Annotated in this window: 13 protein-coding genes; 3 read left to right on the top strand and 10 right to left on the bottom strand. The window is 64.7% G+C overall.

Annotated features, from left to right (window positions below; translation table 11 throughout):
* Positions 1-142: 142 nt before the first annotated feature.
* The 4 genes from BUS42_RS25315 to msrA all read right to left on the bottom strand — a co-directional run bounded on the left by BUS42_RS25315 (position 143) and on the right by msrA (position 6,078).
* Positions 143-2,023, bottom strand: coding sequence for a serine/threonine-protein kinase (locus BUS42_RS25315; protein ID WP_159452293.1), 1,881 nt, complete (start codon positions 2,021-2,023; stop codon positions 143-145).
* Between the two features lie 122 nt (positions 2,024-2,145).
* Entirely contained in the window at positions 2,146-3,690 is a 1,545-nt protein-coding gene (locus BUS42_RS25310) for an FHA domain-containing protein (protein ID WP_074311688.1), read from the bottom strand.
* A gap of 256 nt (positions 3,691-3,946) precedes the next feature.
* A complete protein-coding gene (locus BUS42_RS25305) occupies positions 3,947-4,762 on the bottom strand; it encodes a hypothetical protein (protein ID WP_074311686.1) in 816 nt (271 codons plus the stop codon).
* Positions 4,763-5,367: 605 nt separating this feature from the next.
* Positions 5,368-6,078 (bottom strand): peptide-methionine (S)-S-oxide reductase MsrA, encoded by a 711-nt coding sequence (gene msrA, locus BUS42_RS25300; RefSeq protein ID WP_074311684.1) that lies wholly within the window; start codon positions 6,076-6,078, stop codon positions 5,368-5,370.
* A gap of 339 nt (positions 6,079-6,417) precedes the next feature.
* Here msrA and BUS42_RS25295 point away from each other — a divergent pair, with 339 nt between their 5' ends.
* Complete coding sequence (locus BUS42_RS25295) at positions 6,418-6,897, top strand: DUF6717 family protein (RefSeq protein WP_216821085.1); 480 nt, start codon at positions 6,418-6,420, stop codon at positions 6,895-6,897.
* A gap of 48 nt (positions 6,898-6,945) precedes the next feature.
* On the opposite strand, the gene BUS42_RS25290 is transcribed toward BUS42_RS25295, so the two are convergent.
* The 3 genes from BUS42_RS25290 to BUS42_RS25285 form a co-directional block, all read right to left on the bottom strand.
* Positions 6,946-9,588 (bottom strand): serine/threonine-protein kinase, encoded by a 2,643-nt coding sequence (locus tag BUS42_RS25290; RefSeq protein WP_254053782.1) that lies wholly within the window; start codon positions 9,586-9,588, stop codon positions 6,946-6,948.
* The gene (locus BUS42_RS45355; RefSeq protein WP_254053781.1) at positions 9,534-9,845 is read right to left on the bottom strand and encodes a hypothetical protein; all 312 of its coding nucleotides are present in this window, start codon (positions 9,843-9,845) and stop codon (positions 9,534-9,536) included. The genes BUS42_RS25290 and BUS42_RS45355 overlap by 55 nt, the downstream gene beginning before the upstream one ends.
* A gap of 258 nt (positions 9,846-10,103) precedes the next feature.
* Positions 10,104-10,961 carry a sigma-70 family RNA polymerase sigma factor gene (locus tag BUS42_RS25285; RefSeq protein WP_074311682.1) on the bottom strand — a complete coding sequence of 286 codons (858 nt, stop codon included), beginning with the start codon at positions 10,959-10,961 and terminating at the stop codon, positions 10,104-10,106.
* 576 nt (positions 10,962-11,537) lie between these two features.
* Between BUS42_RS25285 and BUS42_RS25280 the strand changes: the two genes are divergently transcribed.
* A complete protein-coding gene (locus BUS42_RS25280) occupies positions 11,538-11,750 on the top strand; it encodes a hypothetical protein (protein WP_143206501.1) in 213 nt (70 codons plus the stop codon).
* A gap of 99 nt (positions 11,751-11,849) precedes the next feature.
* On the opposite strand, the gene BUS42_RS25275 is transcribed toward BUS42_RS25280, so the two are convergent.
* The gene (locus BUS42_RS25275) at positions 11,850-12,497 is read right to left on the bottom strand and encodes a polymorphic toxin-type HINT domain-containing protein (protein WP_074311678.1); all 648 of its coding nucleotides are present in this window, start codon (positions 12,495-12,497) and stop codon (positions 11,850-11,852) included.
* 295 nt (positions 12,498-12,792) lie between these two features.
* On the opposite strand from BUS42_RS25275, the gene BUS42_RS25270 reads away from it, so the two are divergent.
* On the top strand, positions 12,793-14,019 hold the full coding sequence (locus tag BUS42_RS25270) for an IS4 family transposase (protein WP_074304436.1): 1,227 nt from the start codon (positions 12,793-12,795) through the stop codon (positions 14,017-14,019).
* 84 nt (positions 14,020-14,103) lie between these two features.
* Here the strand turns inward: BUS42_RS25270 and BUS42_RS25265 are convergent, their stop codons facing one another.
* Together BUS42_RS25265 and BUS42_RS25260 are read right to left on the bottom strand one after the other, a co-directional pair.
* Positions 14,104-16,647 carry a sigma-70 family RNA polymerase sigma factor gene (locus tag BUS42_RS25265; RefSeq protein WP_074311676.1) on the bottom strand — a complete coding sequence of 848 codons (2,544 nt, stop codon included), beginning with the start codon at positions 16,645-16,647 and terminating at the stop codon, positions 14,104-14,106.
* 490 nt (positions 16,648-17,137) lie between these two features.
* Positions 17,138-18,613, bottom strand: a complete 1,476-nt coding sequence (locus tag BUS42_RS25260) for a caspase family protein (protein ID WP_074311674.1) — start codon at positions 18,611-18,613, stop codon at positions 17,138-17,140.
* Positions 18,614-18,661: the final 48 nt, after the last annotated feature.

Below are 18,661 nucleotides of genomic sequence, written 5' to 3'. Positions count from 1 at the left end.
ACGACGAAGTAGCCGGGACACCAGTGGGTTCGCGACGCGACCAGGAATATTGGAGAACCGTCGACCTGATTTTCGAGCGAGCGTACGGCCGGTTGCCCTTGCCGTACCGGTTCGCTCATGCGATCAACCCTGAATGTTTACATCAGGCGAACCGACGTTTCCGGGTGGCTCGAGCGTAGGCGGCCGCCGCTTGGTTCCAGGGGCTGACCAGTTGGGTGACGACGGCGATCGACACCGCCGCGGCGATGTTCGAGGGGTCGGCGGAGTGGGGCCAGATCGGGAACAGGACCGCGGCGGCCAAGCCGGTCAGGATGATCGGGAAGAGGCGGAATCGCGCTTTGCGGTCGCGGAGCGTCAGTGAGTTCCAGCCCCCCGTGATCAGGCCGAGCAGGCCGAAATAGACGGGGAACCGCAGGCGGGCCGTGTTGGACCCCTGGATCGGCCCGAGCCAGGCGACGAGCTCGGTCGAAACGGGGTCCGGCAAGCCGCGCCCCGGATTCAGGCCGAGCCAGGCTGTGAGCACCAGGGCGGCGACCCCGAGCAGGCCACCGAACAGGGCGTTGCCCATCCGCCGCGTGCCCAGGTCGATGGTTCGCCCCTCGATCCCCTTGCCCGCGATCAAGGCGCCCCAGGTCCCCAACAGCGTGAGGGCGAACAGGTAAACGCCCTGCTCGGGCTCACGCGGGACGTCGATCCCGATCGACAAGCCGACGGCCAGGGTCATGACCAGGGCGAGCACGGCGGCCCAGATCATCGAGGTCGCCAGCTCGGCGACGCGGATCCGGGTGCCTGGCAGCGGCGGCGGCGGTGCCAGAGGAGCCGGGGCGGGCGCGGGGGCACGCCGCCTCGCTTCCGCCACCGGCCTTGCGGCGCGGGGCGGAGCCGGCGGCGGGGCAGGCCGCGCCGGGCGGCGCATCGCTCCCCAGTTTTCCCGGAGTCGCTCGAGCGGCGGTCGTTGACGGCGCGGGGGACGGGTGTCGGGGCCGATGTAGAAGACCGGCTCCTCAGGGCCGATCCGGTGAATCTCCTCGTCGACGATCAGCAAGTCGGGGGGCAAGGACGCGGGACTGACCTTGCCGTCGCCGATGAACCGGACCGGCGGCGCCTTGGGGGCGTCTTCAGAGGGGAGCAGGTCGTAGAGCCGCGCGGGGCGCTGGGCCGGGTCTTTGGCCAGGGCCCGCCCCACGATCGACCGATAAGGCTCGGCGAGCGGCTTCAGGTCGGGACGCGCTGTCAGGTGCTTCATGAGGATCTCGCCGACCGATTCCCCCTCGAACGGCACCCGGCCGGTGAGCATCTCGTAGAGGATCACACCGATCGCGTAGACGTCGATCGGCTTCTGGTACTTGCCCGACGCGATCTCGGGGGCCATGTAGTGGCAGGTGCCGATGCTCTCGGAGTGGCCGGTGTCCTGGCTGGCGTTGATCAGCTTGGCCAGCCCGTAGTCACCGATCTTGACAAAACCCTCTTCCATGAACATGTTGGCAGGTTTTAGGTCGCGATGGACGATCCCGTGGTCGTGGAGGTAGGCGACCCCATCGACGAGCCCTTTGAGCCAGGCGCGGACCTCGGCCGGCGGCATCCCGTTCGGGTACTGCGCCAGCACGTTGGCCAGGCTCGGGCCGGCGACGTATTCCATGATCACGAACGAGTCGCCCGCGTCGTTCGACTTCAGGTCGTGGATCGTCAGCAAGTTCGGGCACTTGAGGTTCATGCACTGCACGACCCCCCGGCGCTCGACCTCCAGGTTATGGAGGATCAGCTTGAGGGCGACTTCCTTGCCCGAGTCGGACGTGGCGTAGTAGACCTCACCGAACCCTCCTCGGCCGATCGCACGCTTGATGGTGTAGCCATCGAGCGGGCGGGCGCCCGAGCCGAAGGTGTAGCGGTGATTCCCTTGGAGATTCGGCTTGGTCATTTCGGGGGACCCCACGGGCCGATCGTGACCCGGTTGGTTGCTGGGCTCGTAAACGACCGTTTCGGCCATGTCCGCGCCAGGGAGGTCTCGGGAGGTCGCGCTCATCGCAAGGCAACTCCAAGGTCGTCGAAAGAGGGTCCGGGAGGCGTTGGTTCGGGGCGCCGGCTCGACCGACTTCCCTTTCGATGCGAATCCGCTCATCAGAGAACGCATCGTCACTGCCTTCCTTAGACCGACTTGGTCCCAAGGGCTTCCAGGCTGAACGAGAATCCATTGCCCAGGATACTCGACTGCAACGTCAAGGGGGCACGGGCGGCACAGGCCCGGCCGTCGACCTCGAATCCGCCGGTCGCCCGGCACCAGAGTGCCCCCGCCTGGCGGTAGAGCACGACCGGCTGGGCCAGTCCTGGGGCCGGGATGTGCGCCTGGGGCGAGCCGTCGATGATGCAGGTCTCGGCCATCAGGAGCACACCGTCGACCGCCAAGGGGAGGCGATGCCGGCTCACGATCGATAACCGGGCGGTCGAGCTGACCGGGCTGGGCTGGCGGAATTCCAGCTCCACGGTCGAGCCGAGCCGAATCACGTCGCCATCGCGGAGCGGGGTGGTCTCGACCGCGCGGCCGTTGACGAACGTCGGCTGGTGGGCGCGGAGGATGTAGCTGTCACCGCCTCGGACCAGGGTGGCGTGGTTCCGCGAGAGGTCTCCCATCAGGGGCACGTCGGCATGACTGTCCGGTCCGGCGCGGCCCAGGATCACCTCGTCGTCCAGGCAGACGAGGTAGCCGCCCACGGTGTCCACCCAGACGAGGAACCGCCCCTTGGGGCCGGTCTCCCCACCACGAGGAGCGGGACGCGCCGGCTGTGGCTGTTGGGGCTGTGACTGGGGTTGAGGCACGAACGGGGCCCTCAAGGTGGCGTTGAGCCAGGTAATCGGCGCGGCCTCGGCTGGTGAGCCGGCGGCTTCGGCCGGGGTCCGGTCGGCGGCGAGTGCCGCCTGGGGCACCCGGGATCCGCGGTCGGGCCAGGCGGCCGACGGGCTGAGTGCCCCGATCTGCTGCCAGGCCCGGGTCCGCGCCTGACGGGCCGCCGGATGTTCCGGGATCGCTTCGAGGACCGATTCGGCCAGGGTGAGGACCTCGGACCACTTGCCGGCCGCCAAGGCGGTGTAGAGGGCTTCGACCCGGGGGGTCGCGGCCTTCTGCCTCGTCTCGACGTCGCGGCGGGTGTCGGCCAGGGCCCGTTGCGCGGCGCCGGCCGCGAGCCGCTCGGCGCGGTCAAGCTGGTCGTGGGCCCGGCCGAATTCACCTCGGCGGGCTTCGTCGAGGGCGGTTTGCCAGGCCTCGGCGATCTCGCGAGTCCGCCGCAAGGCCGGGCCGCTCACTTTGTGGCGGGCGAGCTGTTCGACGCGTTCGACGACGCGGGCCGGTTCGCCCGCGTCGAGGTCGCCACGGACCTCGGCCGAGACCTGATCGGCCAGGCTGAGGCGGGCCGCGGCGAGGGTGTCGGGGGCGGCCCCTTGCCGTTCGGCCAGATCGAGGTCCTCGATTGCCCCGGCCACGTCGTCGGATTCGCCTCGTCGTGAGGCCCGAGCGATCAGGTCGAGGGCCAACTTCGTTCGCAGGCGAACCGCATGGTGGTGGTCGACCACGTCGGGCCGGCTGGCCAAGACCAGCGCCTCGTCGTAGCGCCCCGCTCGTGCGGCTTCTTCCGCCTGCCGCAAGACCATTCGCCAATGTCCCAGCATGGTTGACTTGCCGCCCGGATTGGCCATGGGGGAATCACACTCCGCCATGTTACGTTGGGATGCGAGCGCCGCTCAATCGGATCTCTTGCGTTGCTCTACGTCTGGTTCGGATCGGCTTTGAACCCGATCCACCCCGTTGGCTTGGCTTGTCTTGTCATGAAGCCCTCGGCCGGTTCGGCTCCGTCTCGTGGGCCGTTGGGGTCGAAGGGGCTTCAAGACCAGGAGAAAAGGGCGGACCAGCCAGGGGTGATTGGCCGGTCCGCCCGTGGAACAAAGCCATCCTTTAGAGGCTCTTGTCCCCAGTTTTCGCCTCGGTTCCCTTGACCGGGGTGCCGAACTCGGCGTCGATTTCCCGGACCACGTCGCGGCCCGGTTCGAGGGCGGGCAGGGCACCGTCGGTGAATCGGCCTTCAATCTCGGCGACGCGTGCCTTGACCTCGAGCCGCTTCTCCAGGTCGGAGATCGTCTCTTTGGCGCGGGAGAGAGCACTGTCGTCGAAGTTGAACTCGTTCTTGCCCTGGGTCGCCTCGATCATCCGCAGCTTGGCCTCGATCCCTTCGAGCTTGGTCAGGAGGTTCCGCTTCGCCGTCACCAGGTTCGTCATCTGGAGGCGGGCGGCAGTCACGGACTTCTGCCGGGCCTTGAGGGTGGCTTGCTTCTCCTCGACCACCTGGCTGATCGCCTTGTAGCGGTCCAGCTTGCTCGCCAACTCGGCCTTGATCTCCTCGGGCGAATACTTCACGTGGCCGGCCAGGCGATACTCGCCGTTCTTGACGCTGTCGCGCAGGCTCAGCAGTTCCCGCTTCTCGACGGCCAGGTTGGCCTGGGTCGAGGCAATCTCGTTCTCGAGGTGCTCGACGTCCACCTCGGCCCGGGCCAGCGTTTCCCGGTTCTCGATGATCGCCGGCTCGAGATTGGCCACTTCGTCCCGCGCCCGATCGATCTGGAACTGGGTCGGAATTCGATTCTGGGCCGAGTGACGCGCCTTGTGGAAGGCCGTCCGCACGTAGCTAGGAGCCGAGATGCCGAACACCAGGAACAACGCCCCGGCGCCCAACGCGGCACCCAGCACTCCCTTCTTGACCAGTGAGCAAACCATCTCGATGTCTCCTGATGATTCGGTGGAACCTGGATCTTCAACTCTCGGGTCACTCAGCACTCAGCGATTCGGCCCCGTGTTCTTCTGACCGGCCGCTCGTTACTAAAGGTCATTCGAGACCCATCCCCGATTATTGGTTCCTCCCCTTCGGAATCCCGCCCGACGCGTCATTTTTGCGTGAGTTTGGGTGAAATGCGGCAACGAGAGGGAATGGTTGGATCGAATTGCGGTGGTGAGTGGATGAGAGGCGTTGTTGGGTCGAGGGGGTCGACTCAGGCCGGTGCCAGCCATGGCTAAGGGGGGGTAGGGGGGGGAATACCAATACAAAAAGAGTGGGGGAATGAAATGCCGCCCTTCACCACGAAGGACACGAGTCATTCAGAGGGCAGTCATTTGTTGTAGCGGATTTGTCTTGAATCGTGTCATTCGTGGCTCAATTCTGAAGCCTGAGTCGGGTCCGCGATTGCGGACCAGCCGTCATGGGTCATCATCGTGGACCACACCTCGAACGCTGCGGAGATCGAAGTTGGTCCGCAAGAGCGGACCCTCCGGGAGTCGTTGGACCCATGATGACGTCGAAGTCCGCTCGAACTTCGTAAGAGACGTTACTTGATGAGTTTGAGTTTTCTGAGCTTGGGGACGATCTCCGCCTGGCAGTAGGCCGCGCGGCTGTTCTTGCGGAAGTAGTCTTGGTGATAGCGCTCGGCCGGGTAGAACGCTTTGAGCGGCTCGAGCTCGGTCACGATCGGGTCGGCGAAGGCGCCGGCGGCGGTGAGTTCCTTGTACGACTTCAGTGCGGCCTTTTTCTGGTCCTCGTTGTGGTAGAGGATGATCGAGCGGTACTGCGTGCCGAAGTCGGGGCCTTGCTGGTTCAGGGTCGTTGGGTTGTGGCAGGCCCAGAAGACCTTGAGAAGCTTCTCGTAGGAGACGACCTCGGGGTCGTAGGCGAGCTGGACGACTTCTGCGTGCCCGGTCAGGCCGCTGCTGACCATCTCGTACGTCGGCCGAGGCACGGTGCCCCCCGCATAGCCTGAGACCACCGTTTTGACCCCTGGGATCCGCTCGTAGACGGCCTCGAGGCACCAGAAGCAGCCACCGCCGAAGGTCGCTTTCTCGAGCTTGACCTTCGACTCATCGGTCTTCCCCTTCTCGTCGGCCTTCGCTTTGTCGTCGGCCTTGCTATTACTCTTGTTCTCGTCGGCCTTGCCCGCACTTGGGGCGTCATCCCCCTTCGATTGGGTCTGGGCCGGCGCATCGCTCGCAAGCCCCAGGAATAGCGCGATTGCGAGGGATGCCGCCAGGGAACGCAAGGTCATGGCATGACTCCTCAAAGGAGATGTTCCAGCACAAGAAAAAAAAGGGGCCGGCACGTCGACGTCCGGCATTGCCCTGCCAGGTCTTCGGGGGGCGGAGCGGAGGGGGGCGAGTCTCTCGTTCCCGTTAATCTTACAGAGGCCGGTCCCCGGAGTCGATGTTCCCGCCTCGGCGCGTCGATACCGCGACCGCCGCCGACTCGGACCGGGCGGCCATCGCGCTCCGGCGGTTCTGCTCCCTTGTCGGCCGGTCTTCGCGCGTCATACAGTAACACCTGAAGTTGAGCCTGGCCCTTACCTTGAAGTCGGGGCCACTATCTCGAATTCAAAAAATGAACAAAAATGGGTGAATCGATGACGTTCGCCTGGAAACCCCGCTGGACTCTGCTGGGGGCGGCGTTCGCGGTCCTGGTCCTGGGACTTGGCACCTACGGTTACATGACGTGGGGCGCCGGTCGCGCGGGCCCGTCGAGCAACTCGATCATGGTCATCACCCCGTACTGGTTCAACGGGACGTGGGTCTTCGATGATCCCGCGGTCGGGTTGAAACGCGAGCCATTCGTGGCCGGGGTTCCGGAAATGATCGACGTTCTCGCCAAGGATATCCCCGACGCCAAGGAGGGATTCCGCCTCCTCTTTTCCGCGAACCGGTTCCCGGGAACCCAGAAAACATTGACCTGGATCCGCGGCGACTCGCTGGGAAACTACTACCGGCTCGACGACCCCCCTATGGAGGGCTGGATCTGCCCCGCGATGTTCAAATACTACAAGACGCCCCCGAAAGCACTCCACGTCAGGGCGGAGCGGCTCCGGCGCTCATAGCCCGAGTTGCACCAGACCTATCAGCGGCATCCGGATCGAGTGTTCAGCTCAGGGTTTCGTGGGCTTCGGTCGCGGTCCCACACGGTCCGGCTCGGCCCCGACCGGGCGCTCGGAGTCGAGGACGAGGAAGTCGCGTGGGGAGGGGGATTCGGAGGTGGTGGTGGGATCGGTCCGGAACTTGATGGGGGGAGTGAGCGGGGCCGACTCGTCGACCTGCTTCGTCCAGGAGTCGAGGTCGCTCGGTCCGCCGGCGAGTTCGGGAGTCCCTTGCGGGGAGAGGGTGATCCAGGCTTTACCGCGGATGTCGTAGAGGTTGTCCTGGCCCTGCCATTGGAGGGCCTCGTTGGACGGGGGAAGCCCTGTCGGCTGCGGTTCCCAGGCGAGGACCGCATCGGCCAGGACCGCGGATCCTTTGACCTCGACCTTGTACGGCAACTGGGACGAGAAGCCGACGAGGTCGAACAGACCCTTGCCCAGGATGGTGCAGTGGTCGAGCACGAGCCGGCGGCCGAGTTTTTCGTTGGCGTTTCCGCCCGGTTTGGCCCGGACTCGGAGGGCCCAGCCGCTCGGCGGTTCGCCGGCCTTGGCCTTGGCATTGACCATGATGCACTGCCGGACCGTGATCAGCGAGCCGTTGAAGGCCGCGACGTCGAGCGCCTGGTCGAAGCCGTCGAACCAGCAGCCCGTCGCGGTCAGGCCCATGCCCTCGGCCTTGACCGCGCGCGTGCCCACTGCTTGGCCCGTCGCCTTGAACGCCGAGCGATCGAGCGTGACCTTGCCGGCCGCCTGGATGATCGGGGGAGCCTCCCCTCGGCCCGGCTCGGAATAGTGCGCCACGATCGTCACGCCGACGAGGGTGAGCGGCGTCTCGACCCCGGTCGTGAGGAACGGCTTCGCCCCCTTGATCTCGACTTCGAGGACCGGCTGCACTCCCTCCGCCGCGCGAATGTAAAGCGGGCCGCCGTTGATCGTGATCGCGGCGTCTGCTCCCGAGAGCCGGAGCGGTTCGCGGTTGTTGAGCAGGACATGCCCCCGACTGCCGATCGCCCGTTGCATGGCACTTTTGAGGTCGTCTGCCATCAACACCGATCCGTCGGATCCCTTGACGGCGATCCCAGGCCCCTGCTTCTTGGCCAGCTCGGGCCCTTTTCCGGTGGGGGTGGGGGTTGCGACTGGCGTTGACTTGTCGTCGTCCGCGGGCGCAGTCGCGGGCGGATGCGTTGGGGGAAGCGTGTGCGGGGAGGGCTTGCCGAGGACTCCACTGGCGTAGAGGCCCCCGGCCACGGCGATCGGCAAGAGCAAGGCGGCGGCGCCGAGGGCGAGGCGGCGGTTCCGGGCGCGCGCGGGTGATTTGGCCTCCGGCGCGGACCGACTGGTCGGGGAGCTGGTCGCGATCGCCGTGGTTTCCCGTTCGGGTTTCGGCGGCGAGGGGGGCGTGGAAGGCTTCGGTTTCGACTTGGCCGCGACCTGGGAGAGGGGGGGCTCAGGTCCGAAGTCCAAGGCCAGGCCGAGGCCGGACAGGTCCTCCTTCGCACTCGCTCCCTTGGTTCGTTCCTGGCCGATCTGCGTGAAATCGAGCGGCGGCGGCTCGACGATCGCTGGCGCCGGGGTGGGAGCGGGAGCAGGGGGAGGAGTGGGAGTCGGAACCTGAGGCTCGCGGGGCTTGCTCGAACCCCCGAAATCCACGAGTCCTTCCAGGAAGTTGGCCTGTGTGACGTAGTCCCCGGTCGGAGGCAGGTCCGGAACCAGGGCGTCGAAGTCCGGGGGTGGGGTTTTCGGGCGGGGGGGCGGCTTCTCTGCGGAGGACGAGGACAAGGTCTCGCGCCGGGCCGTGGTGACCTGGGTTGAGGAGTGGGTCGCCTCGTTGAATGTCGAGCCGTCGCCGGGGATTTCGGGGCCGTCGCCCGGGCGTGCTGAGGGCGAGATGGGCTCACCCACGAAGGGCTCGAGGGCGCGTGCGACCTCGAGAGGATTGGCGAAGCGGTCGTCGGGCTGCTTCCGCATCATCATCCGGACCACCTCGGCGAGTCCCTCGGGGATCTCGGGCACGAGTGCGGTCAACGATTCGGGCTCGGCGGCCTGGTGGCCGAACAGTTTTTCGGGGAGGCTGGGGCTCGGGTACGGCACCTGGCCGGCGAGCATGTGGTAGAGCGTGCAGCCGAGCGAGTAGATGTCGCTCCGCGTGTCCACCGAGTGCGAGTGTCGCGCCTGCTCGGGCGAGATGTAGTCGAAGGTGCCCACGGTCGCCCCGTCACGGGTCACCGGCACCTGTTCGGCCAGGTCGATCGCCAGCCCGAGGTCGGCGAGCTTGGCCGTGCCGTCGGTGGTCACCATGATGTTGTACGGGTTGACGTCGCGGTGGATCAGGCCTTTCTGGTGCGCGTGCTCCAGGCCCATGGCGATCTGCCGGGTCAGTCGCGCGGCGGTGCTCGGGGGAAGCGGGCCGTGCTCGGCGATCATTGAGCCGATGGTTTTCCCCGCGATGAACTCCATCACGAGGTAGCACTTGCCGTCCGACTCTCCTTCGTCGTAGATCCGGACGAGGTTCTCGTGCTGGAGCTGCGCCCCGACCCGCGCCTCGCGCTGGAACCGGGCGATCGCCCTCGGGTTGTTCACCCGCTCGGGCGAGAGGATCTTCAACGCCACCCGGCGGTTGAGTCGCGAATCCTTGGCCAGGTAGACCCGGCCCATCCCCCCTGGCCGATCATGTCGAGCAGGACGTAGCGGTCGATCTTGAACCCGGTGGACCGCCCCGCGAGCAACTGCTGGGCTTGCCAGAGCGTGAGCAGGCCCGCCTGCACCGCTTGCCGCGCCAGTCGGCGGTCGAGTTGGTCGGCCACTTGCTTCTCGGGAGGCAGAGCCTTCCAGCAGGCGGTGAGCTCCGCAACATCGATGAGCCGGCTCTGGAGCGCCGCTTGCCAAAACCGAGAGGTCTGAGGATCAACCATGGTGCAACCTGAAAGGCCTCGGCTCGGGCGAGTCAAGGGAGCGAAACGTCCCCAACTTTAACATGGCACCAGAACGGTCAACAAGTCCCCAAATTGTTGTGGGAATCTCATGTTACGGACAGAGGAACTCGGTCTGCGCGTGGAAAACGAGAACGCCATCGGGCGCGTCATACCATGGTGGGGGATGACGAGTCCGATGGCGATCGTTTTGAAATCAAGGGCCGGAACGGAATCCGGCCGGGGCGGTCATTGATGCGGTCAGCGGTAAACCTTGTCGCGCGTCTCGCTCAAGGAGCCCATCAGTCTCAGGAGCGCCTGGCTCTCGAGCTGGCGGACCCGTTCGCGGGTCAGGCCGAGGTTCTCGCCCACTTCACGCAGGGTCATGGCGGCGTACGGTTCCAGGCCGAACCGCATCCGGATGACGGTTGCCTCGCGGTCGTCGAGCTGTTCGAGACGCTGGAAGATCCGCTCCAGGTCGTCCGACTCGATCAGGAGGTCATCGGGGGCCTTGCTTCGCTCGTCGGTGAGCATGTCGTCGAGCGAGATGCCGTCTTCTTCGGTCGTTTCCGTGTGGGGTGTCAGGTTGTTGATCCGAATCGCCTTGGCGACGATGTTCACCTTCTTCTTCGAGAGCCGCAAGACCTTGCCGATCTCCTCGGGCGTCGGCACCCGGCCCAACCGTTCGGTCAGGACGTTCGACACGCGTTTCCACTTGGCCAAGAGGCTGACCATGTAGGCGGGGAGCCGAATCGGTTTGCCGTGGTTCATCACGGCGCGGCGGATCGACTGCTTGATCCAGTAGCTGGCGTAAGTGCTGAATCGGGTGTCCATCGCGCCGTTGAAGCCCTCGACGGCGCGCATCAGACCAAGATTACCTTCCTCGATCAGGTCTTCCAGGCAGAGACCCTTGCCCAGGTAGCCCCGCGAGATGTTCACCACGAGCCGAAGATTTGCCTTGACCATGTGGTCGCGGGCATAAGGGTCGCCCAGGGCAACACGTTCGGCTAACTCACGCTCCTCCGCAGCCGACAACAGGGGCGTGTTGTTGATGTCGTGCAGATAGATCTGGAGAGGAGAATGGGATCCCAATTCACGCCGAAAAGCGCGGGGAGTCATCGCTGAGGTCGCTCCTTGGTGCGTCGTCGAAACCGGTGAGGCTGCGCCGCGTTCGAGATGATCTCCAGGGACCTCATCTGCAAGAATGAGGAGAGGCCGGCCGGCAATCTCTGTCCAGAATCCCGACACCCTGAGCGTAGGTCACGTTTTTGAGGTTGTCAACAGCCTAATTAAAAAACCGATGGCAGAGTCAATTTCACGGTGCCTGGCCTGCGTCAACCCAGGGAAATCCTCCCTTTCTTTGATTATTTCGTCGCCAGGTTTTCTGGAGCGGAAATCGATGATCCGGGTCGCCCGTGCGCCCGGCCCTCTCCGGGGGGAGGGCCGGCCGTCGACTCGGCTTGGTTGGCCTAGTCACGCTGCTTAACAAAGTGTTGATCGTCGGGTCGGCCGGCTGATCGCGCTCTGGCTTCCTGAAGCGAGAACGAAGTGCGAGCGACACGCCCGTCGCATCGAGTATTCTTGGTGAGGGATGGCCCGATGTTGTCTGGGATCGCCGTTGCGTACAATCGATCGAAGGAACCGAGGCAGGCTTGGGACGAGGTTGTTCCGTGGTCAATCCATCAGGAGGCGACGATGACAACGGCAGTCGCGGTCGGCAGCGTTTATCACACGGGCGAGAAGGCCCCGGTGTCGGGCCGTTTTGAATTCGTGAGGCACGGCAACCCGGACAGTCACTGTGAACCGAAGGCCGAAGAGCAGAGCATTGCGCTCGCTCAAGGGGAGGCTCTTCCTCCCTGTCGATCCTGTGCCGCTCGCACGGTCTGGAGTCTCGCGGAAATCCTCTGAGCAGCCTTCCGCTCGGAATGAAGACCGAGGTTTCCCGACCGGGCAGTGACCGCGGAGCGGCCGCCGATGGCCGATTCCTCAAGCGGGAAGGGTGTGACGTCAAGGTCGAATTCGCCTGGCGGCCAACCCTTCCTCTTGCTGGTCGAACGGGTGGGACACCGGTTCGACCAGGCTATTATCATGCACCAACGCTCCGGCCTGGCCCGCGAAGAAGTTCTGGTGTTCGCCGACTTCGAGGTTGAAGACCGGCTGAACCGAACCAGGCGAGACCGCCGTCACTCGGGCTTGGCCGCCGAGGGTTCGGATTCGATCCCCAGGGCTCAGGTCGCGGCCCATGACCCAACCTTTACCGGCAAGCCAGAACCGGTGGATGCCGGTCACGACGAGCGGCTCGCACCCGTCATCAAGCTGGATCTGAAGTGTGGGCGCCGGCTTGTTGTGGAAGACGGCAAGGACCGGATCAAAGCGCAGAGTGCCGGTTTCGCTCTCTTGCGTGAGGACGACGTCGCCCACCCGGATCGTATCGATCGCTCGTTGCCCTTGGCGGGTCCACACCGGCGTCCCCGATCCAAAGCAACTACATCCCGTGATCCGTAGATATCGGGGTACGTAAGGGAGCAGGATCTCCTGGTCGACCGTCGGCTTGGGATGGGCGGAGGGACGGGGCGGGATGTAGGCGTAGCCTTGCGCGTTGGTCCACCAAGCCAGCCAGGATTCGCGGTCGTCTCCAAAATCCTGGCCGGTCAAGACGCGGAGAGGAGTCTCGATTCGCTGGTTACTTGCCTGAATGGTCGAGTTGTGATCTTCAATGGACTGAATGTCGTTTGCCAGTTGCTGCTGGGCGGTGAGTGTCGCCTGGGCCGAAACGGCGAGATTAAAGCGGACAAACCAATAGTGTTCGGCACGAAATTTGCGACATCTCCACCCAGGCCAATCTTGCCCTCAAGGGCCGAAAACGGGGATTTCGCAAGGACTTTCGGCACAGAATTTGCGCCTTCTCCACTCAAGTGCATCTTGCCGTCATTTTGGCAGGGCCTTGGGAATGGCAAAACGCTCAGCAAAACCTCTGAAACCCCGAGATATCCAGGGGTTGAAGTACGTCGAGCGGTTACTGCCGCTGCTCGACCAACTCCACGATGTCGGCTGCCAACGCGACAGGTCCGGTAATCGCAGCCTGCATTACGATCAGTATTGCATGCTCGTCTTACTCTTCCTCTTCAACCCAGTCCTCCGTTCCTTGCGCTCCTTGCAACAGGCGAGCACACTCAACAACGTGCAGCGCAAGCTCGGCTGCGCCCGGGCCTCGTTGGGGTCGCTCTCCGAGGCCGTCGAGGTCTTCGAACCCGAGCGGCTGCGCGGCATCATCGAGTCCCTCGCCGCCGAAGTGAAGCCCGTCCGCGACGTGCGCGGCGGCCACCTCGCCCATGCCCTGACGGCCGTCGATGGCAGCGTGGTCAAGACGCTCAAGACCATCGCCGAGGCCGCCTTCATGAACGACAAGAACGGCGGCTCTCACAGCGGCTGGCGACTCCACACCCACTTCGCCATCGACCGCCACGTCCCCACCCGGATCGAGGTCAGCGCCGCTGCCAACAGTGGCCATAACGACGAGAAGAACCGACTCCGCGCCGCCTTGCAGTCCGACCACTGCTACGTCCTGGACCGTTGGTATGCCCAGTTCACCCTCTGGAACGACATCGTGGCCGCGGGGAGCAGCTATGTTTGCCGCATCCGCGACAACAGCAACCTCAATGCGGTCATCGAAGAGCGCCCGGTCTCGGCGACAGCCGCGGCTGCCGACGTCCTCCGCGACTTCATCGTGGACCTCGGCGCCGCCAAGAAGCCCGACGAGCGGCCGGCCCATCGGGTGCGGGTGATTCTGGTGAAAACGACGCCCCACACCAAGCGTGGGGGCCGCAAAGGGGGCACGGCCGGTCCTCCCAGCGACGGCGTGCTGCGGATCGCCACGAACCTCCTGGATGTTCCCGCCGAGGTGATCGCTGACATCTACCGACACAGGTGGACAATTGAACTCTTCTTTAGATTTTTCAAGCACGTGCTCGGCTGTCGCCACCTGCTGAGTACGCATCCCAAGGGGATCGAGATCCAGGCGTACTGCGCGATCATCGCGTGTCTGCTGATCAGCCTGTGGACGGGCCGCAAGCCGACGCTCCGGTCTTACGAGATGATCTGTCTGTACTTCGCAGGCTGGGCGAGCCTTGAGGAACTCTTGGACCATATTAGTAAATTAAAATCTGAAGAGACGTAGTGCCCGCGGCTCGACTCCCAAGTCCGCGGTGTTCGCTGCTGCGCGGTGGTTTGTAGTTCACCCGAGTCGTCGGCTCGCCCCAGGTCACCGAGAACGTCCCGCACGCCTCTGCGGGGCGGCCGTGTCGGCCAGGCTTCCTCGCTTCAGGAAGACAGGGAGCTCACGCTCCCCGCTCGCCTGGGAGGCGAGCATGCGCTGGCCTGGTGGCTGGTTTCGCTTGTGCGAAAGGCAAGTGGGGAGCGTGAGCTCCCTGTCCCTCCCCCAGCAAAGCCGAAAGCTCGTGCCCACTGGGGCCGCAGGTCCCCCGCCCGCCCCACAGGGTCGTGTGAAACGCTCTGAGGGGGAGTTCCCCGGGTTGCCGGCTTGCCGTTGCTCGGATCGCCCCCCCCCACAGCAAACGGAGTGCCGAACACTATTGCGGACAAACCTGACGTTGTTGCGGAACACCTGGCTCGAGCTCGGCAACGAGGCCAGACGAGCTGCGTCTTCCCCGAGGACGGCGGCGATGGGGAGGGTGAAATCGGGGGGTGTTGTCGGGTCGAGCAATCGGCGGATTGTATTCTCGGGGAGGGGGGGAGCCGTATAGAGTCGTCGGAGGTTGAATTGTTCTCCCTCGACAAACAGGATTCCTGGCGTGCCTTGCCACTGGACCGGGCGGGTCTCGTACTTTACAGGATCAATGAGTAAATGAATCAGCAAGCTGACAACGTCACGCGGGTCGCGTCGCGCGAGGACCTCGGTGGCAATCCGGCGGACCTCGGGCGATTCCCCAAAGACCGCCAGAACCGCCAGCCCACGCGAGGCCTCACTCCCCTCGAGCTGACCGAGCAGTCGGGCGGTGAGGATCTGGCCGTCCGATCCTTCCCCGGCAAACGTCGCCCAAACCGACCGCGCTGCGAACGGATCGGTGATTTGGAGCAATTCCGCCTCGGCCCCGGGGCGTTTTGCGTCCTCCTGGAGTGCCGACTTCCATTTGGCAAGTCGTGGTTTCCAGGACTGATCGGCCGATTTCCGGGCCTTGAGCAAGCTCGTTTCCGAAGCGATCCGCGCGGGACTCATCCAGCGGCCCCGCGACTTCTGGTATCCGAGCCGACGCCAGGCTGCCTCCCGGGTCGGGTCCAACCGCGTGACCGCCGTGAGATGGGCCCTGGCCTCGAGGGACAGGCCGTTCTGTTCGCACCAGAGAGCCAAGCTCCACTGCGCATCGGCGGTCTGGCTTGTCCCGGCCCGACGGTCCTCATAGGCTGCCCGGGCCACTGTGAGGCGTGTATCCTCGGCAAGCAGTGGGCCAAGATCCTCCGGACGACGCCAACGCCCTCGAAACGAGATCTGGCCGAGAAGGCCGCGGGCCGCGGGTTGATCGGGGTCGGTCAAGACGGCCTGCACCAGATGTTTGAGTCGCTCAGCAACCAGACCGTTCGCCTCACACCAGAGGGCCAGGCGAACCTGGGAACGGGCGTCGCGGTTCGTCTGTTTGACCAGAACCGCATAGTTCACCAGCGCTTCGCCGGGCAACACTTTGTGGGGGGCTACCGGGCTGGTCGCCTCTCTGGTGATATCAATGAGAGTATTGCTAATATTGACACTGATTTTGTTTTTCTGGCGGTCTGTATCCGCGCCGATGGTCGCTCCAGCGGGAGGAGCAGGCTGATTGCGAGTCGACTCCCCCGGCTGGGTTCCGGCCGTTTGAAGCGGCGGGCGCCCCGCGGAGTGTTCACCGTGGTCGCTTGGCCTCAGCGCGATGGCGATGACTCCGAGGCTCATGGCCATCGACAGCACCAAGATGAGCTTGGTCTGCGCCACGGCCGACAGGAGGCGCCCCGTGAACGAACCGACGGAGGCCGAGCCCCCTCCCATTCCCAGGGTCGAGCCAGGGCGGCGCAAGTCCAAGTCCCGAAGAACCGCCCGGGCCGTTTGCTCGGCCAGGGCCGGGCGGACGGCCGACGAGGCCAACTCGACCTGGGCCGAAGCGGCGAGAATCAGCGACGACGGGGCGAGCCCGCGCTGGGTCAGGCGGTCATGGAGCAGTTTCCGCGCCCGCATTAGCCGGACGCTGAGGCTCCCCGAGGGCCACTGGAGATACCGCGACGCCGCGACGTGGGTCAGGCCTTCGAGGTCGCAGAGCAGCACGGGGAGTCGGTACTTCTCGGGCAGTCGGGCGATTTCCTCGTGGAGCGTCGCGATCTCCTCACGCTCGCTGAGCTGCAGGTCGTGTCGGCCCCAATCGCCGATCGGCTCGACCTCGTTCATCGTCGGCACTTGGAGCTCGCGCCGAGTCCGCCGAATGATCTGTGATTTCGCCTTCTTCGCGACGCGGGTGGCCACGCCGTGGAGCCAGAAGGAAAGGCGATCCGGGCGCTGGAGCGAACTCGCCTTGCGGGCCAGAATGACGAAAGTGGCCTGAAACGCATCTTCCGCGTCCTGCGGGTTCTGGAGGATGTTGCGGCAGACGCCGAAGACGAGCGGACCATGACGCCGGACCAACTCCCCAAAGGCCAACTCCGCGGCATGGCCATTTCGAGCAACGAAGCGATCCACCAGTTGCCGGTCCGAACCGCGAGTGCTGGTCAGGGAATTCGCTGGAATCGGACTTGGGGGGAGCGGGAAACGTGTCAGTGCGTTCGTCATGGTCTCGCCTCTTCACATCGTCGGCGAAATGATCCTGGGCGATCTTCCTAAAGGTTAACTTCCCGGCAGAGGTCATTCGCTTACAATCTTTTTAGGCCTTTGAGCCGATGACCGACCGCACCCGCTCCGTCGACACCTTCGCGTGCCCACCCCAGGTGGAAACCGCTGTTCAGAGGTGGCCTGGCCAGCTTCGCGGAGTAGGATTGAGGCGTGGCTCAGGTGGTTTGCCTGGCTCGGGAGTTTTGAACCGGGTTATCTGACGAGGCTGAAGTCAGCAAGATCTTGTGCTGAGGGCCTGCGCCTTTCCCTCGTAAAACTGGCCTTTTCAACGGTCGGCGAACAACGTCCTGCCGACCGGGGCTCGGGCGCAGGTAAAGCGTGTCAGCCCCGGTTTGCGGACATCATTCGAAAAGACATTGAAATCGATCGTTGAGTTGAATTACGGGCAGGGCGTCCGCGAACCCGGGGCTGACATTTTCCTTGGGCCTGTCTATTCGAACTGACCTTGTGCGGGGGGAGGCAAGGACTTGGCGTCGTCGCCCCTGGGCAGCATTCGGAGGGCCTGGCCGAGCGCCGTGGTCAACTGCTCGAGGGGCATTCCGGACGGGTAGGTCAGGGAGAGGTGGTCTTCGTTGACGTGGATCTGACCGCGGTCCGGGACTTTGAAGCTGCAACTGGAACAGTCGTGAGGGTAGTCGATCGGAAGTTGCTGCGCTTCGGCTTTATCGATCAAGTCTTCGACCTTGATGCGTTCCTCGAACGAGAGCCGGATGGATTTGAAGGTGGCGTCGAAGATCGCGGTGAACCCTTCATCGAGGAGGATGTCGGGGTGGCGGATGTCGGACACTTCCCGGGTGAAGACCGCCTCGATCGGGTCACCGTCGAGGGCGACCGAGATCGTGTACTGGAAGTCGGGGGTCCGGATCGAGCCGAAGCCCCCCTTGGGGGGGAAGACCTCGATCTGTTTCCGGGTGTAATTCATGTTGGCGCGGATGCTTTTGTGCGTCTCGGCAAGGTCGTTTTCGAGGTCGGCGTGAGCGACGTCATAGCCCCAATCCTCGGCCCTGCGGTCGAGCACTTTGGGGATCCGATGCACGCCTGACTTGAAGCCGCTCAGGCTGCGGACGGTGACTCGATCCTCGCTCCGCAGGACGAACTCCTTGGCCGGGTTCGTCTTCGCGGGGGTCGCCGCCCCTTTTCGTTTGACGACCGGCGACAGGTCGGCGATCAGGAAGTCCCGGCCATGGCTTCCGGCGTACCAGGGCGTCTGGATCTGACGCGTCTTGAGCGTGTCCCGGATCGTCAGGGGGATCTTGTTGGTGAGGTAATCTTGGAGATGGCCGGCGGTGAGAAACCGGTTGTCGACCAGGATCTCCGGGGCCGCGCCGGATAGGGCCTGGACCAGGTGGTGGGCCCAGATGCCGTGTTTGAGGCGGCCGCTGGCATGCGACGTCTGGTCGAACTCGCTCGCGGTGAAGCAGGCCCAGTGCTCCGCGGTTTCGAGGGCTTTTTCCAAGCTGGGCGCGGACATCGAAGGGGCATTCGCGAACTCGCCGCGGGTGCAATCCAGATAGGCTTGGATGTGCGTGCCGGGCGACCGCCGAAACTCGCGGATCAAGGCGGCCAGGTCGATCCCGGTGCCTCGAAGGTCTTGGTAGCGGGTGTCCCAGCAGGCGAGATAGTTCGCCCGCTTGACCGCGAGGCCGTGCCCGACGAAGAAGAAGAGGAGCGTGTCATCGGCCTGGAGCCGCGTCTCGACCAGGCCGCGAACGTGTTCCTCGATGGCGATCTTGGTCGCGTCTTCGCCCACCAAAAGGGTGACGTTCTCTTCCTTGTAACCGAGCCGGACCAGGGCCTTGCGCATCGCCGCGATGTCGGCCTCGGCGTAGGCGACGTCGGGAAGAAGTTCGTTGTCGCAATACGTCTCGACGCCGATCAGGAGGGCGTGATTCTGAGGGGGCGTCATGAGGTGCCTTTCCGACTCCACAACCTTTGCCGGCTGCGTCTGAACTCG

This window comes from Singulisphaera sp. GP187 (assembly GCF_900129635.1).
Taxonomy (GTDB): Bacteria; Planctomycetota; Planctomycetia; order Isosphaerales; family Isosphaeraceae; genus Singulisphaera.
This window is presented reverse-complemented; position numbering and strand designations above follow the sequence as displayed.

What these genes read in the sequence shown, in the direction of transcription:
- BUS42_RS25290 (WP_254053782.1), bottom strand. Translation starts at nt 9,588, where the DNA reads ATGGGCCGGGTCTACCTGGCCAAGGATTCGCGACTCAACCGCCGGGTG.
- BUS42_RS25265 (WP_074311676.1), bottom strand. Translation starts at nt 16,647, where the DNA reads ATGACGAACGCACTGACACGTTTCCCGCTCCCCCCAAGTCCGATTCCA.
- BUS42_RS25295 (WP_216821085.1), top strand. Translation starts at nt 6,418, where the DNA reads ATGGGTGAATCGATGACGTTCGCCTGGAAACCCCGCTGGACTCTGCTG.
- BUS42_RS25310 (WP_074311688.1), bottom strand. Translation starts at nt 3,690, where the DNA reads ATGGCCAATCCGGGCGGCAAGTCAACCATGCTGGGACATTGGCGAATG.
- BUS42_RS25270 (WP_074304436.1), top strand. Translation starts at nt 12,793, where the DNA reads ATGGCAAAACGCTCAGCAAAACCTCTGAAACCCCGAGATATCCAGGGG.
- BUS42_RS25285 (WP_074311682.1), bottom strand. Translation starts at nt 10,961, where the DNA reads ATGACTCCCCGCGCTTTTCGGCGTGAATTGGGATCCCATTCTCCTCTC.
- BUS42_RS25280 (WP_143206501.1), top strand. Translation starts at nt 11,538, where the DNA reads ATGACAACGGCAGTCGCGGTCGGCAGCGTTTATCACACGGGCGAGAAG.
- BUS42_RS25315 (WP_159452293.1), bottom strand. Translation starts at nt 2,023, where the DNA reads ATGAGCGCGACCTCCCGAGACCTCCCTGGCGCGGACATGGCCGAAACG.
- msrA (WP_074311684.1), bottom strand. Translation starts at nt 6,078, where the DNA reads ATGACCTTGCGTTCCCTGGCGGCATCCCTCGCAATCGCGCTATTCCTG.
- BUS42_RS25260 (WP_074311674.1), bottom strand. Translation starts at nt 18,613, where the DNA reads ATGACGCCCCCTCAGAATCACGCCCTCCTGATCGGCGTCGAGACGTAT.
- BUS42_RS25305 (WP_074311686.1), bottom strand. Translation starts at nt 4,762, where the DNA reads ATGGTTTGCTCACTGGTCAAGAAGGGAGTGCTGGGTGCCGCGTTGGGC.
- BUS42_RS45355 (WP_254053781.1), bottom strand. Translation starts at nt 9,845, where the DNA reads ATGGTTGATCCTCAGACCTCTCGGTTTTGGCAAGCGGCGCTCCAGAGC.